Raw genomic sequence first — 14,446 nt, forward strand, 5'->3', positions numbered from 1 at the left:
AAACATGATTCCGTTAAAAACCACAATTACAACGGAGACGCTGAGCATGTCCGAGGTAGTGCAGGTCGAACGTCACGCCGACGTGGCCCTGATCAAGGTCGACAATCCCCCGGTCAACGCCCTGGGCCTGGCGGTGCGCGCCGGGTTGCTGCGGGCCTTCCGCGAGGCCGAGGCGGATGCCGCGGTGCGCGCGGTGGTGCTGGTGTGCGCCGGGCGCACCTTCATGGCCGGGGCGGATATCAAGGAATTCGGCAAGCCGCCGCAGGCGCCCTCGCTGCCCGAGGTGGTGGAAGCCATCGAGGCCTCCGCCAAGCCCAGCGTGGCGGTCATCCACGGCACCGCCCTGGGCGGCGGGCTGGAAGTGGCCCTGGCCTGCCATTACCGCATCGCCCGGGCCGACGCCCAGGTCGGCCTGCCGGAAGTGAAGATCGGCCTGCTCCCCGGCGCGGGCGGCACCCAGCGCCTGCCGCGCCTGGCCGGCGTGGAACGGGCGCTGGAGATGATCGTCTCCGGCAACCCGGTGAAGGCGCCGCAGGCCGTGGAATACGGCATCCTCGGCGAACTCGTCGACGGCGACCTGGCCGAAGCCGGCCTGGCCTACGCCCGCCGCCTGCTGGACGAGGGCCGCGGCCCGCGCCGCACCGGCGAGCGCCAGGTGCAAGGCGACGCCGCGCTGATCGCCGCCAAGCACGCCGAGGTGCAGAAGCGCATGCCCGGCCTGTTCTCCCCGCTGCGCTGCGTGGCCGCGGTGGAAGCCGCCAGCCGCCTGCCCCTGGCCGAGGGCCTGAAGCGCGAGCGCGAACTGTTCCAGGAATGCCTGGAGTCACCGCAGCGCGCCGCCCTCATCCACGCCTTCTTCGCCGAGCGCGAAGCGGCGAAGATCGCCGGCCTGCCCGCCGACACCCCGGTGCGCGAAGTACGCACGGCCGCGGTGATCGGCGGCGGCACCATGGGCGTGGGCATCGCCCTGTGCTTCGCCAACGTCGGCATCCCGGTGAAGCTGCTGGAAGTCGACGGCGCCGCCCTCGACCGCGCCCTGCAACGCGCCCGCGCCACCTACCAGGCCAGCGTCGAGCGTGGCAGCCTTACCAGCGATGCGATGGAAAAACGCCTGGGCCTGATCCAGGGCGTACTCGACTACGCCGCGCTGGCCGACGTGGACCTGGTGATCGAAGCCGTGTTCGAGAGCCTGGAGGTCAAGCGCCAGGTCTTCGAGCGCCTGGACGCGGTGTGCAAGCCCGGCGCCATCCTCGCCAGCAACACTTCGTCGCTGGACCTCGACGCCATCGCCGCCTTCACCCGCCGCCCGCAGGACGTGGTCGGCCTGCACTTCTTCAGCCCGGCCAACGTCATGCGCCTGCTGGAAGTGGTGCGCGGCCGCGAGACTTCCGCCGAAGTGCTGGCCAGCGCCATGCAAATGGGCAAGCGCCTGAAGAAGGTCGCGGTGGCGGTGGGCGTGTGCGACGGCTTCGTCGGCAACCGCATGATCTTCCAGTACGGCCGCCAGGCCGAGTTCCTCCTGGAGGAGGGCGCAAACCCCGCCCAGGTGGACGCTGCCCTGCGCGACTTCGGCATGGCCATGGGCCCGCTGGCGGTGCGCGACCTCTCCGGGCTGGACATCAGCCACGCCATCCGCGAGCGCCAGCGCCCCGGCCTCGAGCCCGGGCAGACGCTGCCCACGGTGCTCGACCACCTGTTCGCCGCCGGCATGCTCGGGCAGAAGACCGGCGCCGGCTTCTACCTCTACCCGCAAGGCTCGCGTACCCCGCAGGACAACCCGGCGCTGCCGGCCATGCTGGAGCAGGCCGCGGCCACCCGCGGCATCGTTCGCCAGCCGGTGACTAACGAGCACATCGTCGAGCGCTGCCTCTTCGCCCTGGTCAACGAGGCCGCGCGCATCCTCGACGAGGGCATCGCCCAGCGCGCCAGCGACGTCGACCTGATCTTCCTCAACGGCTACGGCTTCCCCGCCTGGCGCGGCGGCCCGCTGTTCCACGCCGACCGCCTGGGCCTGGACCACGTACTGCAACGCATCCGCGAATTCCACCAGCGCTTCGGCGCCTGGTGGGAACCGGCGCCGCTGCTCGAACGCCTGGTGGCCGAAGGCCGCCGTTTTGCCGACCTCTAAGGAACCGCCATGGACATCCACTTCACCCCCGACGAACTGGCCTTCCGCGACGAAGTCCGCGCCTTCCTCCAGGCCAGGCTGCCGGCCGACATCGCCAGCAAGGTGCGCCTGGGCAAGCACCTGAACAAACAGGACCACCAGCGCTGGCAGCGCGCCCTCAGCGAGCAGGGCTGGTACGCCAGCCACTGGCCGGTGGAATTCGGCGGCACCGGCTGGAACGCCGTGCAGAAGCACATCTTCGAAGAGGAATGCGCCGCCTTCGGCGCGCCGCGCACCATCCCCTTCGGCGTGAACATGGTCGCCCCGGTGATCATCAAGTTCGGCACACCCGAGCAGCAGGCCCACTACCTGCCGCGCATCCTCGACGGTACCGACTGGTGGTGCCAGGGCTACTCCGAGCCGGGCGCCGGCTCCGACCTGGCGTCGCTGAAGACCCGCGCGGTGCGCGAGGGCGAGCATTACGTGGTGAACGGCCAGAAGACCTGGACGACACTGGGCCAGCACGCCGACTGGATCTTCTGCCTGGTGCGCACCGACCCGGAGGCCCAGCAGCAGCGCGGCATCAGCTTCCTGCTGATCGACATGAAGTCGCCGGGCATCACGGTGCGGCCGATCATCACCCTGGACGGCGAGCACGAGGTCAACGAAGTCTTCTTCGACAACGTGAAAGTGCCGGTGCAGAACCTGGTCGGCCGCGAGAACGAAGGCTGGACCTGCGCCAAGTACCTGCTCACCTACGAGCGCACCGGCCTGGCCGGCATAGGCGCGTCCAAGGCGGTGCTGGCGCACCTCAAGCGCGTGGCCAGCCGCGAGCTGTGCGACGGCAAGCCAATGCTGGAAGACCCGCTGTTCCGCGCCCAGGTGGCCGAGGTGGAGATGCAGCTGATGGCCATCGAGATGAGCACCCTGCGCATCCTCGCCGCCGCCCGCGAAGGCGGCGTGCCGGGGGCGGAAAGCTCGATCCTCAAGGTCAAGGGCACCGAGATCCGCCAGGCCATCAGCCACCTGCTGCGCAAGGTCATCGGCCCCTACGCGCTACCCTTCCTCGAAGAGGAATTCGAGCTGGGCGCCGAGCCGCTGCACGCCGACTACGCCAGCGCGCCGGCCAGCCAGTACTTCAACCTGCGCAAGCTGTCGATCTTCGGCGGCTCCAACGAAATCCAGAAGAACATCGTCTCGAAGATGATTCTCGAGCTGTGAGGGCGTGAGCATGGACTTCAAACTCAGCGAAGAGCAGCAGATGCTGCAGGACACCGCGGCGCGCCTGGTGCGCGACGAATACGCCTTCGACAGGCGCGAGGGCTTCGGCAAGAGCGAGCTGGGCTACAGCGCCGGCTTCTGGCGCCAGCTGGGCGAGCTGGGCCTGACCTCGGTGTCGCTGCCCGAAGCCTACGGCGGCTTCGGCGGCGGCGTGGACAGCATGCTGGTGCTCACCGAACTGGGCCGCGGCCTGTGCCTGGAGCCCTACCTGCAATCGGTGGTGCACGCCGGCGGGCTGCTCGCCCAGCTCGGCAGCCAGGCGCAGAAGGAAAGCTGGCTGCCGCGCATCGCCAGCGCCGAGGCGCAACTGGCGGTGGCCCTGGAAGAGCCGCAGAGCCATTACCAGCTGCACGACGTGCAGACCCGCGCGGAGAAGGCCGGCGACGGCTGGAAGCTCAGCGGCCGCAAGGCGGTGGTGGTCGGCGGGCAGAGCGCCACGGCGATCCTGGTTTCGGCGCGGGTATCCGGCAATGCGCGGGACGAGGCGGGCATCGGCTTGTTCCTGGTCGACCCGCGACAACCCGGCGTGCAGCGCCGTGCCTATCCGACCATCGACGGGCAGAAGGCTTGCGAGCTGTTCCTCGACGGTGCCGTAGCCGAAGCCGTGGGCGTTCCCGGTGAAGCATTACCGGCGCTGCGCTATCAGCAGGGCCGCGCCATCGCCGCGCAGTGCGCCGAAGCCCTGGGCAGCATGCAGGAAGCCTGCGCCCTGACCCTCGACTACCTGAAGACGCGCAAGCAGTTCGGCGTGCCCATCGGCAAGTTCCAGGTGCTGCAGCACCGCATGGTGGACATGCGCAGCGAGCTGGAGCAGGCCACGTCCATGGCCATCCTCGCCGCCTGCGTGGCGGACCAGCCGGACAGCGCCGAGCGCAGCCGCACCCTGGCCGCGGCCAAGTTCATCGTCACCCGCGCCGGGCGCTACATCGCCGAGCAGGCGATCCAGCTGCACGGCGGCATCGGCATGACCTGGGAATACGTGCTGGCGCACCATGCCAAGCGGCTGGTGATGCTGGGTCACCAGTTGGGCGATGACGACCATCACCTGAAGGCTTATGCGGGGTTGATGGAGGTGGCGTAGGGCAGGCCTGCGGCCCCCTCACCCTAACCCTCTCCCGGAGGGAGAGGGGACCGTTCGGTGTGTGCGGGGAGGTTGGAGTCAGCCGGGAGTCCAGGCGTTTCCGGCTGAAACCCCACTCCCAGCCGGCACGGACAGCCCCCTCTCCCTCTGGGAGAGGGCTGGGGTGAGGGAAAAGCCCGAGCACCACCACCAACAGACCCACACCTTGTAGGAGCGAGCTTGCTCGCGAACCCGCCTCAGGCCCCCAGGCTCTCGATATCCCGCGCCAGCATCTCCAGCTCATGGGCCAACGACCCCTTGAGCGTTTCCTCACTCAACTGGAACGACGGCGCACCACAAGTCAGCGCCATCAGCCCCCCGTCGGCCAGCCGCAGCGGCACACCAGCCGCACGCACGTTGCGGTCCCAATCACCGAGGGACAGGCAGAAACCATGCTCACGATATTCCTCGAAGGAACGCTCCAGCGACGCACGCATGGCCGCCCAATCGCCTTCATGGCGAGCTTCTAGGGCCTGCAGCAAATGCTCCCGCTCCTGCTCCGGAGTCGCCGCCAGGTAGGCGCGCCCGGCAGCAGTGGTAGCCAGCGGCAAGCGCACACCAGCATCCATTCGCAGCGAGGTAGCCTCCGGCGGCCGGCAGTTCTCCACGTAGATCATCGACAGCCAGTCGCGGCAGGTCAGGCCCACGGTGGTGTTGGTGCGGCGGGCGAAGGCGTCCATGTAGGGCTTGGCCAACTGGCGCACGCGCAGGTTCGACACGTAGGCGTAGCCCAGGGCGAGCACGCCGGAATCCAGCTGGTACTTCTCGTGCTGCTGCGAATAGCTGAGGTAGCCGAGCCTGGTCAGCGTGTACGTCATGCGCGACACGGTCGGCTTGGGCAGGCCGGTGATCCGCGCGATCTCCTGGTTGCCCAGCACCACCGAGCCGTGGGTGAAGGCGCGCAGCACGTCCAGGCCGCGGGCCAGGGCCTCGACGAACTTGCGGTCCTTGGGTGCGCTGGAGTCTTCGAAATCGTCGCTCATGCTGCCTCGGCTATGGGGAAATAAGGGCCGGAGCGGCGTCCGGCGCGGGCGAACGATAGCAGATCGGCATGCCGCGGACAGCAGGGCGACGGGCCGTTGCACAGGCAAAGGCTATCGCATACCATCGATTTCGACATCATGTTTCGCAGAGCAGAATAACAATTCACTGATGGAGGGCGCCGATGCCCGTCACTGCCGAAAGCCATGTCGCCGCGCAATTCGCCGCGCGCGGTTACCGCAACGTCCACGACCTGCTGCGCGACGCCAGCCGCGAACACCCCGAGCGCCCCGCCTTCTCCTGCGCCGGCAGCTGCCTGAGCTTCGCCGAACTGGAGCGCCAGGCCGACGCCTTCGCCCGCTACCTGCGCCACTGCGCCGGGCTGCAACCCGGCGAGCGCCTGGCGCTGATGCTGCCCAACTCCCTGCAGTACCCCATCGCCGCCTTCGGCGCGCTCAAGGCCGGGCTGGTGCTGGTCAACACCAACCCGCAGTACACCGCCGGCGAGCTGAGCCACCAGCTGCGCGACTCCGGCGCCGTGGCCATACTGCTGCTCGACCGCCTGCTGCCGCTGCTGCGCAAGGTCCAGGGCGACAGCGCGGTGCGCCAGGTGCTGCTGACCTCGGTCGAGGACATGGAAACACCGCAGTACGTCTGCGACGAGCCCGACGCCACGCGCTTCATGCAGGCCCTGCGCCTGGGCGCCGAAGCCCCGCCGCTGGACGCCGAGCCGGGCCTGGAGCGCCTGGCGCTGCTGCAGTACACCGGCGGCACCACCGGGGTTTCCAAGGGCGCCATGCTCAGCCACTACAACCTGCTGGCCAACGTCATCCAGACCCTGGAGCTGTTCATGCGCCCGGGCCTGCTCGACCCGGCCAGCGACGTGCGCATCGCGCCGCTGCCGCTGTACCACATCATGGCCTTCTCCACGAACTGCCTCAGCTCCGTGGCCATGGGGCTGCATACCGTGGTGATCCGCGACGGGCGCAACCTCGACGAGATCATCGAGGCCATGCGCCGCTACCCCTTCAGCCTGCTCAGCGGGCTGAACAGCCTGTTCGTCGGGCTGATGAACCACCCGGCCTTCGCCAGCCTGGACTTCAGCCACCTGAAGTGGGTGACCAGCGGCGGCGCGCCGCTCAACCTGGAAGTCGGCCGGCGCTGGCAGGCGCTCACCGGTGCCCCGGTGCTGGAGGGCTTCGGCCTCACCGAAGCGTCGCCGGTGGTGTGCACCAACACCCGGCTGACGCCCTACCGCGAGGGTTTCGTCGGCCAGCCGCTGATCGACACCCAGGTGCGCATCCTCGACGAGGAGGGCAACCCGTGCCCGCTGGAAGTGCCCGGCGAGCTGTGCCTGCGCGGCCCGCAGGTGATGCTCGGCTACTGGGGCCGCCCGGAGGAAACCGCCCAGGTGCTGGACGCCGACGGCTGGCTGCGCACCGGCGACATCGCCCTGCAGGATGCCAACGGCCTGCTGAAGATCGTCGACCGCAAGAAGGACATGATCCTGGTCAGCGGCTTCAACGTCTTCCCCAACGAGGTGGAGGACGCGGTGATGCGCCACCCGGGCATCCGCGAGTGCATCGCCATCGGCGTGCCGGACCCGCGCAAGGGCGAGTCGGTGAAGCTGTTCGTCAGCCTGCGCGACCCGGCCCTGGACGCCGCCGCGATCATCGCCCACTGCCGCGAGTACCTCACCGGCTACAAGGTGCCGAGCTTCGTCGAGATTCTCGACGAGCTGCCCAAGACCTCGGTGGGCAAGATGCTCCGCCGCCAGTTGCGCGACCTGGAAGCACGACGGAACCCCACGACGTGACGACAGCGACTAAGGTGAAGACAAGCCAGCCAGACAGGGGCCCCAAGCCCATGCCCGAGAGCAACCTTCCCGCGTTCCGCCGCATCGGCGTGATAGGCGCCGGCGCCATGGGCCGCGGCATCGCCCAGCTGTTCGCCAGCGCCGGGGTGCCGGTGCAGCTCTACGACAGCCGCGCCGAGAGCATCCGGCAGGCCCTGGACTTCAACCGCGAGCTGCTCGAGCGCGCCGCCGCCAAGGGCAAGCTCGGCGCCGACGCCCTGGCCGCCACCCTGCAGCGCCTGCAAGCGGCGCACAGCCTCGACGAGCTGGCCGGCTGCGATCTGCTGATCGAGGCCATCGTCGAAGACCTCGGCGCCAAGCAGGCGCTGTTCGCCGAGCTGGAGGCGCGGGTGGCGGACGACGCGGTGCTGGCCAGCAACACCTCGTCGCTGTCGGTCACCCGCATCGCCGCGCGCTGCCGCCGCCCCGAGCGGGTGGCCGGCTTCCACTTCTTCAACCCGGCGCCCCTGATGCGCATCGTCGAAGTGGTGCGCGGCCAGCGCACTGACGACGCGGTGATAACGCGCCTATCGCGCCTGGCCGAGCAGGCCGGGCACTTCCCGGCGGTGAGCCCGGACAGCCCCGGCTTCATCGTCAACCATGCCGGCCGCGCCTACAGCACCGAGGCCCTGCGCATCCTCGGCGAAGGCATCGCCAGCGCCGCGCAGATCGACCGCATCCTGCGCGACGGCGCCGGCTTCCGCATGGGGCCCTTCGAGCTGTTCGACCTGACCGGGCTGGACGTCTCCCACGCGGTGATGGAATCGCTCTACCAGCAGTTCTACCAGGACCCGCGCTACCTGCCCTCGCCGCTGGCGGCGCAGCGGGTGGCCGCCGGCCTGCTCGGACGCAAGAGCGGCGAGGGCTTCTACCGCTACCGCGACGGCCAGCAGCTCCGCGAGCCGGAGCCGCAACCCGAGCCGGTGCTGCTGGACCGGCCCTTCTGGCTGGACAGCCAGGACCCGGAGCTGCGCCACCACGTCGGCCAGTTGCTGATCCAGGCCGGGCTGGTGCTGGAGAGCGCCGAGGCGCCTTCGGCCCGCGCCATCTGCCTGGTCACCCCGCTGGGGGAAGACGCCAGCACCCGCATCGACGCCCTCGGCCTGCCGGCGGAACGCAGCCTGGCCCTGGAAAGCTTCGGCGACCTCGACAAGCGCCGCGTGCTGATGCGCCAGCCGGCCCTCGACCCGCAACTGGAGGCCCAGGCGCGCCAGGCCCTGGGCGCCGACGGTGTGCCGGTGGAGGTGATCAACGACTCCGCCGGCTTCGTCACCCAGCGGGTGATCGCCGGCATCGTCAACCTGGGCTGCGAGATCGCCCAGCGCGGCATCGCCACCCCGGTGACCCTCGACCGCGCGGTGCAACTGGCCCTGGGCTACCCTTTCGGCCCGCTGGCCTTCGGCGAGCACTACGGCGCGGCGCGCATCCTCACCATCCTCCAGGGCCTGCAGGCCTGCTACGGCGAACCGCGCTACCGCCCCAGCCCCTGGCTGCGCCGCCGCGTGCAGCTGGACCTGCCGCTGCACGCCCCGGATGCGGCGGACTGAGAACAACTGGCTTCCAGGCCGCGCCGAACCGCTCTTCGTAGGAGCGGGCCCTGCCCGCGATTTCGCGCGCAGGGCGCGCTCCTACAGGGAAGCTACGCGGGTGGGGGTGGCGTAGGAGCGGGCTCCGTCCGCGATAGGCCCAGCGCCGGCCCTGCCGGCGAAATCGCGGATAAATCCGCTCCTACGGGGTGAGGAATGCAACCGCTCCTGCAGGCACAGGAGAAACGCCATCGTAGGATGGGTTGAGCGAAGCGATACCCATCACCCCGGCCCGATGGGTTTCGCAAGCTCAACCCATCCTACGAAGAGCGCCTCGGCGCAGGCGGTGCCTCACAACCACCGGAACCGCCCATCCGCAAGCTGCTCCAACGCCGCCTGCCGCTGCGCCGCGGGCAGCGCGCCGAGCCTTGCGGCCTGGGCATAGAACGCCGGCCAGTCGCCGTCGACCTGGCGGTATAGCGCGGCGAAGGCCGGCACCCACTGGTCGTAGAGCGCGAAGGGCAGCAGCGTGGCGTTGTTCAGCGGCCCGTCGATCCAGCCGTCGAACAGGCCCTTGCCACCCCAGCGCCGGGCCACCAGTTGCCGGTATTCGCTACGCAGTCGCTCGAACTCGGCGGCCTTGCGCGCCCGCATGGCCTCCGGCGGCAGGCCGCTGGCGTAGAGCGCCTGCAACCGCGCCCGCGTCGCCAGCACCAGGGCCGCCAGCTCCTCGCGCTGCCGTGGCCCCGTCTCCGTCGGCAACGGCTGCCCGCGGGAGGCCAGCCACTGGCGCAGCCCCTCCCGCTGCACGAAGACCGCCAGGGATTCGTTGAAGGCGCTGTCGCCGGGCAGGTACAGGCGCTGGTGGGCCAGCTCGTGGAAGATCAGCTCGGCCTGGTGCGCCTCGTCGCCGAGCATGGTGCTGAGGATGGGCGCATCCTCGCGCCCGGGAATGGTGAAGGCCGCGGCCGCGCCTATGCAGGTGTCCAGGCCCTGGCGCTGCAGCTCGGCCGCCGCGCGCCGGGCGGCATGCGGATCGTAGAAGCCGAGGTAGCCGACGCAGCCCGCCTTGGGAAAGCAGCGATCGCGCGGCCGCAGGGAGAATTCGTCGGTGGCGAACAGGTTCCACACCGCGTAGTCCCGGCCCAGGTTGGCGTAGCGGCGGTAGCTGGCGTTGTCCGGCAGGTCCAGGTGGCGGCTGGCGAAGTCGCGGGCGGCCAGGGCGGCGGCGAGCAGGCGCCGGGTGCGCGCGTCGGTGCCGGGGTCGGCCAGCACCTCGGCCACCGGCAGGGCATTGGCCAGCACTTGCCGCTGGCCCTCGTGCAACTGCTCCTGGTAGCTCCCGGCGGCGCAGGCCATCAACAACGGCAGGCCCAGGCAGACCAAGGTGCAATGGACCAGGCCCATGGCGCACCTCCATGCCCGTTGACCCGGGGCAGGGGGGCCATGGCGGCCCGCGCGAAGTCAAGAAATCGACTCTTTACGGGTGAGCCTAGCGCAGGCTGACGAATTCGCCGGTTTTCAGTCGCACCAGCGCTGCCTGGCGCTCTTCCGCGGGCAACGCGCCGAGCTTCTCGACCCGCGCATAGAACGCCGGCCAGTTGCCGCCGACCTGGCGCAGCAGGGTGGCGAAGGCCGGCACCCACTGGTCGTAGAGGCCGAAGGGCAGCAGCTTGGCATTGTTCAGCGGGCCGTTCACCCAGGCGTCGTAGGGGCACTTGCCGGCCCATTCGCGCTGGCACAGCGCGCGGTAGTCGCGGCGCAGGCGCTCGAACTCGGCGGCCTTGGCGGCGCGCTTGTCGGCCTCGGGCAGGTCGCGGGCGTAGAGCTCCTTCAGGCGCTCGCGGGTGTCCAGCACCAGGCGGGTGAAACCCTCGCGCTGGCGCACACGGCTGGCCTGCTCCGGCGGCAGGCCGCGGAAGGCGCGCCAGCGGCGGCCGCCCTCCTGCTCGACGAAGCTGGCGTAGGACTCGTTGAAGGCTGTGTCGCCCGGCAGATAGAAGCGCTGGTGGGCCAGCTCGTGGAACAGCGTCTCAGCCAGGCGCTGGTCGTCCCAGCGCAGCATGCTGCTGATGATCGGGTCGTCGAACCAGCCGAGGGTGGAATAGGCCTCCACGCCGCCGACGTAGACGTCCCAGCCCTGCGCCTTCAGACGCTGCGCCTCGGCCTTGGCGCCGGCCTCGGCATAGTAGCCGCGGTAGGCCACGCAGCCGGCGATGGGGAAGCAGTGGGTGAGCGGCTGCAGCGACAGCTCCGGCGTGGCGAACACGTTCCACACCACGTAGGGCCGGTGGATATCGCTGTACAGCCGGTAGCTGCGGTTGTCCGGCAGGGCCAGCTCGGCGCTGGCGAAGGCGCGGGCTTCCTGGGACAGCGCCAGGCGCTGGCGCAGCCTGGCGTCGCGGGCGGGGTCGGCGACCACCTCGGCCACCGGCTCGCGGGCCGCCAGCAACTGCAACTGGCCGTTGCCCAGCTGGCTGTAATAGCCGGCGGTGGAACAACCGCCCAGCAGGAAGAACGCCAGGCAGGGAACCCAGCGGGGCAATCGGCGGTCGAGAAACGCAATACACAGGCGGGCGGGCATGCGCGGCACATTAGCACAGGCCCCGAACCGCCGCTGCCGACACAACGAGACCACCCTGGAGTGTACCCATGCGCCCGCTGCTGCTCGCCACCGGCCTGCTCGTCCTGAGCGGTTGCTCGCTGATTCTGCCGCAACCCGACCCCAACCGTGCCTGGATCGACCTGGACACCAACGGCCAGAGCGACCTCTCGGCCCTGCAGGTGGACGACCAGCCCTGGCACAGCACCCGCTACTTCGAGGTCGACCCCGGCCAGCACGAGCTGCGCGTGCGCTACCAGTTCCAGGTCGAGCCGCAGAACATCGGCTCCGAGGCCGCGGTTTCCGAGGCGATGTGGCGCGACTGCCAGCTGACCCTCAAGTACAAGGACTTCGGCGCCGGCCAGCGCTACCGCCTGGAGACCGGCAGCATCGGCTTCTACCCCTGGGCGCGGCTGTACGACCAGCAGGCCAATGAAATCGCCCGCGGCCGCACCGGGCGCTGCGAGAAGGTCTGAGCGAACGCGCCGCGGCGCCGCCCAGGGCGTATGCTGGGCGGATTCCCCGCTTCGAGCGACACCGCCATGGGCAAACTCCCGCTGCTGTTCCTCCCGCCCCTGCTGAGCGCCTGCGCCGGCCCGCTGCCGGCCCACGACCCGCAACTGGCCTGGGTCGACCTCTACACCCAGCCGGCCAACACCCTGCTCGCCGAGCGCCTGGACAAGCAGGTGCTGCGCGACGGCCGCTTCTTCCAGGTGCCGCCGGGCAAGCACGAGCTGGAGGTGCGCTACCAGTACGAGATTCCCGGAGGTGGCGGCGGCGGCCTGGCGATGAGCGACAACACCACGCAGATCACCTGCCGCGTATGGCTGACCTACGACAACTTCGCCCCCGGCCAGCGCTACCGCCTGGAAGTGCGCCCGCAACTGCGCAAGGCCCTGGCCCTGCTCACCGATGCCAACGGCCAGTTGGTGGCCAAGACCGATTTCCAGGGGCGGATGGACTGCGGGTTGTTCTGAGCCGGGCGGCTCAGTCGTCGTTCTTCTGGTAGATGATCTTGCGCGTGCCGCCCTCGCAGCTGCCGACCACCATGCTCGGGTCCTTCACCTCGGCGTTGGTGACTATCTCCAGGGTGTAGGCGGTCACCCCGGCGGACTGGATCTTGGTCTCGATCTCCGCCTTGAGTTCCTCGCACGGCTTGGTCTTCGCCTGGGCGGCGCTCGCGCAGGCCAGGGCCAGCATCAGCACGGCGAACTTGCTCACGGTCATGGCATTCCCTCGTCAGCCCCACCACGGGGCGCCCTATCCTAACGAGAGACAGCGCGGCGGCGACAGAGTGCCCAACGACGAAGGGGCGCCAATGGCGCCCCTTCGCGGTCCCGCGGCGGCTTCAGTGCCGCGAATAGACGATCTCCTTGCTGCCGCCCTCGCAGGTGCCGACCACCTGACGAGCGCCACCCGCGCCCTTGTCGACGATCTCCAGGGTGTAGCCCGAGACGCCCTTGGCCTGGAGTTTCGCGTCGATCTCGGCCTTGAGCTCCTCGCACGGCTTGCCGGCGGCCAGGGCACTACCCGCCATGGCCAGCAGGCCGGCGGCCAACAACAGGTTCTTCATGGCTGATGCTCTCCGTTGAACGAATGGACGAAGGGCCCCGCTGGGCCCGTGAAACGGCCGCCCCGCGGCGGCCCCCGAAAGCCCCCGGCGCCCCGGCCCGCGGGCGCGCGGCGGCAAATGCCGGTCAGCTGTCGGCGATCTTGAAGCCGACCTTCAGCGTCACCTGGTAATGCCCCACCGCACCGTTCTCGATATGCCCGCGGGTGTCCACCACCTCGAACCATTCCAGGTTCTTCAACGACTTCGAGGCCTCGGCCAGGGCGTTGTTGATGGCGTCCTCGATGCTGGTGCGCGAAGACCCGACCAGCTCGATCTTCTTGTAGGTGTGATGGTTCGACATCGGCTTCTCCTTGGGCGCGCCCGGCGGCGCGCAGTGCTGAATGTCCTCGTAGGACACTAGCCGAGCCCTGGAAGTGCAGCAAATTGCCGCCAGGGGGCAACCCTCAGCGCGCGGCCAGTTCCGCTCGCAACCAGCGGGCCAGGCGTTCGGCGCGGGCGTCGCCGCGTCGCGCCGGCACCCACAGCGCCAGGCGCGCGGCGGTTTCGGCGAAGCCCCAGGGCGCTGCGAGGCGGCCGGCGGCGAGGTCGTCGGCCACCAGCGCCTTGGGGGCGATGGCCACGCCCAGGCCGGCCACCGCCGCTTCCAGCAGGTAGTACAGGTGCTCGAAGCCCTGGCCCAGGTGCAGGGCGCCGGCGTCCAGGCCCTGGGCGAGCGCCCATTGCGGCCAGGCCTGGGGCCGCGAGGCGGTGTGCAGCAGCGCCTCGCCCAGCAGCACCCGGGGCTCGACCCGCTGCAGTTCGGCGAAGCGCGGGTGGCGCGGGCTGAGCACCGGGCCGATGCGCTCGGCGGCCAGTTCGAACACCTGCATGTCGGCCGGCCACGGCGGCTCGGCGAACAGCAGGGTGGCATCGACGCCGCCGCGGCGTGGGTCCAGTTCGCCCTCGCTGGCCGAGAGTTGCAGGCGCAGTTCCGGCAGCTCGCGGTTGAGGCGGTCCAGGCGCGGGATGAACCAGCGGGCCAGCAGGCTTCCCGGGCAACCGAGCACGAAGGGCGCCTCGCCGCCAGCCTGGCGCAGCTCGGCGCAGACACGGCGCAGGCGCTCGAAGGCGTCGCCGCTGGCCTCGCCCAGGCGGCGCCCGGCATCGGTGAGTTTTACGCCGCGCCCGTCCTTGGCCAGCAGGGCCACGCCGAGGTCTTCCTCCAGTTGCCGCAGCTGCCGGCTCACCGCGCCGTGGGTGACGTGCAGCTCGGCCGCCGCCTGGCTCACGCCGCCGAGGCGGGCGACGGCATCGAAGGCGCGCAGGGCGTTGAGCGGGGGAAGGTCGCGGCTCATGGCGTTCAACCTGTGAGTTTTCCTGACATGTCCGGGCGATCTTATCGCTTTTCCCGCCCGGCCGGCA

14 protein-coding genes are annotated in these 14,446 nt (G+C 70.1%); 7 read left to right on the plus strand and 7 right to left on the minus strand.

The genetic code is table 11. The features are described from left to right. The first annotated feature begins 46 nt into the window (after positions 1 to 46). Genes IG194_RS13045 through IG194_RS13055 form a run of 3 tightly spaced genes read left to right on the plus strand, consistent with a single transcriptional unit; the run spans position 47 to position 4,469 of the window. On the plus strand, positions 47 to 2,128 hold the full coding sequence (locus tag IG194_RS13045) for a 3-hydroxyacyl-CoA dehydrogenase NAD-binding domain-containing protein (RefSeq protein WP_058487910.1): 2,082 nt from the start codon (positions 47 to 49) through the stop codon (positions 2,126 to 2,128). A gap of 9 nt (positions 2,129 to 2,137) precedes the next feature. After that, entirely contained in the window at positions 2,138 to 3,328 is a 1,191-nt protein-coding gene (locus IG194_RS13050; RefSeq protein ID WP_058487911.1) for an acyl-CoA dehydrogenase family protein, read from the plus strand. A 10-nt stretch (positions 3,329 to 3,338) separates the two neighbouring features. Further along, complete coding sequence (locus IG194_RS13055) at positions 3,339 to 4,469, plus strand: acyl-CoA dehydrogenase family protein (RefSeq protein WP_058487912.1); 1,131 nt, start codon at positions 3,339 to 3,341, stop codon at positions 4,467 to 4,469. 236 nt (positions 4,470 to 4,705) lie between these two features. Here IG194_RS13055 and IG194_RS13060 read toward each other — a convergent pair whose 3' ends face one another. Then, positions 4,706 to 5,491, minus strand: a complete 786-nt coding sequence (locus IG194_RS13060; RefSeq protein WP_009614533.1) for an IclR family transcriptional regulator — start codon at positions 5,489 to 5,491, stop codon at positions 4,706 to 4,708. A gap of 182 nt (positions 5,492 to 5,673) precedes the next feature. On the opposite strand from IG194_RS13060, the gene IG194_RS13065 reads away from it, so the two are divergent. Together IG194_RS13065 and IG194_RS13070 are read left to right on the plus strand one after the other, a co-directional pair. Then, entirely contained in the window at positions 5,674 to 7,305 is a 1,632-nt protein-coding gene (locus tag IG194_RS13065) for an AMP-binding protein (protein ID WP_058487913.1), read from the plus strand. Between the two features lie 50 nt (positions 7,306 to 7,355). Continuing rightward, positions 7,356 to 8,891, plus strand: coding sequence for a 3-hydroxyacyl-CoA dehydrogenase (locus IG194_RS13070; RefSeq protein ID WP_058487914.1), 1,536 nt, complete (start codon positions 7,356 to 7,358; stop codon positions 8,889 to 8,891). Positions 8,892 to 9,221: 330 nt separating this feature from the next. Here IG194_RS13070 and IG194_RS13075 read toward each other — a convergent pair whose 3' ends face one another. Next, positions 9,222 to 10,277 (minus strand): aminopeptidase, encoded by a 1,056-nt coding sequence (locus IG194_RS13075; RefSeq protein ID WP_058487915.1) that lies wholly within the window; start codon positions 10,275 to 10,277, stop codon positions 9,222 to 9,224. An 85-nt stretch (positions 10,278 to 10,362) separates the two neighbouring features. Continuing rightward, on the minus strand, positions 10,363 to 11,454 hold the full coding sequence (locus IG194_RS13080) for an aminopeptidase (protein ID WP_058487916.1): 1,092 nt from the start codon (positions 11,452 to 11,454) through the stop codon (positions 10,363 to 10,365). A gap of 68 nt (positions 11,455 to 11,522) precedes the next feature. On the opposite strand from IG194_RS13080, the gene IG194_RS13085 reads away from it, so the two are divergent. Continuing rightward, positions 11,523 to 11,948 carry a hypothetical protein gene (locus tag IG194_RS13085; protein WP_043270085.1) on the plus strand — a complete coding sequence of 142 codons (426 nt, stop codon included), beginning with the start codon at positions 11,523 to 11,525 and terminating at the stop codon, positions 11,946 to 11,948. A 66-nt stretch (positions 11,949 to 12,014) separates the two neighbouring features. Then, entirely contained in the window at positions 12,015 to 12,449 is a 435-nt protein-coding gene (locus tag IG194_RS13090) for a hypothetical protein (protein ID WP_058487917.1), read from the plus strand. Positions 12,450 to 12,459: 10 nt separating this feature from the next. Here IG194_RS13090 and IG194_RS13095 read toward each other — a convergent pair whose 3' ends face one another. From IG194_RS13095 to IG194_RS13110, 4 genes are all read right to left on the minus strand, one after another. Further along, positions 12,460 to 12,672 carry a DUF1161 domain-containing protein gene (locus IG194_RS13095; protein WP_225617222.1) on the minus strand — a complete coding sequence of 71 codons (213 nt, stop codon included), beginning with the start codon at positions 12,670 to 12,672 and terminating at the stop codon, positions 12,460 to 12,462. Between the two features lie 148 nt (positions 12,673 to 12,820). Beyond that, entirely contained in the window at positions 12,821 to 13,045 is a 225-nt protein-coding gene (locus IG194_RS13100) for a DUF1161 domain-containing protein (RefSeq protein ID WP_009614517.1), read from the minus strand. Between the two features lie 124 nt (positions 13,046 to 13,169). Further along, positions 13,170 to 13,385 carry a dodecin gene (locus IG194_RS13105; RefSeq protein ID WP_009614515.1) on the minus strand — a complete coding sequence of 72 codons (216 nt, stop codon included), beginning with the start codon at positions 13,383 to 13,385 and terminating at the stop codon, positions 13,170 to 13,172. A gap of 103 nt (positions 13,386 to 13,488) precedes the next feature. Then, complete coding sequence (locus IG194_RS13110) at positions 13,489 to 14,379, minus strand: LysR family transcriptional regulator (protein ID WP_058489686.1); 891 nt, start codon at positions 14,377 to 14,379, stop codon at positions 13,489 to 13,491. Positions 14,380 to 14,446: the final 67 nt, after the last annotated feature.

This window comes from Pseudomonas sp. ADPe, assembly GCF_014843515.1.
Taxonomy (GTDB): Bacteria; Pseudomonadota; Gammaproteobacteria; order Pseudomonadales; family Pseudomonadaceae; genus Pseudomonas; species Pseudomonas citronellolis.

Coding starts and splice junctions, on each gene's coding strand:
- IG194_RS13110 (WP_058489686.1), bottom strand. CDS start 14,379: ATGAGCCGCGACCTTCCCCCGCTCAACGCCCTGCGCGCCTTCGATGCC.
- IG194_RS13085 (WP_043270085.1), top strand. CDS start 11,523: ATGCGCCCGCTGCTGCTCGCCACCGGCCTGCTCGTCCTGAGCGGTTGC.
- IG194_RS13055 (WP_058487912.1), top strand. CDS start 3,339: ATGGACTTCAAACTCAGCGAAGAGCAGCAGATGCTGCAGGACACCGCG.
- IG194_RS13090 (WP_058487917.1), top strand. CDS start 12,015: ATGGGCAAACTCCCGCTGCTGTTCCTCCCGCCCCTGCTGAGCGCCTGC.
- IG194_RS13075 (WP_058487915.1), bottom strand. CDS start 10,277: ATGGGCCTGGTCCATTGCACCTTGGTCTGCCTGGGCCTGCCGTTGTTG.
- IG194_RS13105 (WP_009614515.1), bottom strand. CDS start 13,385: ATGTCGAACCATCACACCTACAAGAAGATCGAGCTGGTCGGGTCTTCG.
- IG194_RS13100 (WP_009614517.1), bottom strand. CDS start 13,045: ATGAAGAACCTGTTGTTGGCCGCCGGCCTGCTGGCCATGGCGGGTAGT.
- IG194_RS13080 (WP_058487916.1), bottom strand. CDS start 11,454: ATGCCCGCCCGCCTGTGTATTGCGTTTCTCGACCGCCGATTGCCCCGC.
- IG194_RS13060 (WP_009614533.1), bottom strand. CDS start 5,491: ATGAGCGACGATTTCGAAGACTCCAGCGCACCCAAGGACCGCAAGTTC.
- IG194_RS13095 (WP_225617222.1), bottom strand. CDS start 12,672: ATGCTGGCCCTGGCCTGCGCGAGCGCCGCCCAGGCGAAGACCAAGCCG.
- IG194_RS13070 (WP_058487914.1), top strand. CDS start 7,356: ATGCCCGAGAGCAACCTTCCCGCGTTCCGCCGCATCGGCGTGATAGGC.
- IG194_RS13045 (WP_058487910.1), top strand. CDS start 47: ATGTCCGAGGTAGTGCAGGTCGAACGTCACGCCGACGTGGCCCTGATC.
- IG194_RS13065 (WP_058487913.1), top strand. CDS start 5,674: ATGCCCGTCACTGCCGAAAGCCATGTCGCCGCGCAATTCGCCGCGCGC.
- IG194_RS13050 (WP_058487911.1), top strand. CDS start 2,138: ATGGACATCCACTTCACCCCCGACGAACTGGCCTTCCGCGACGAAGTC.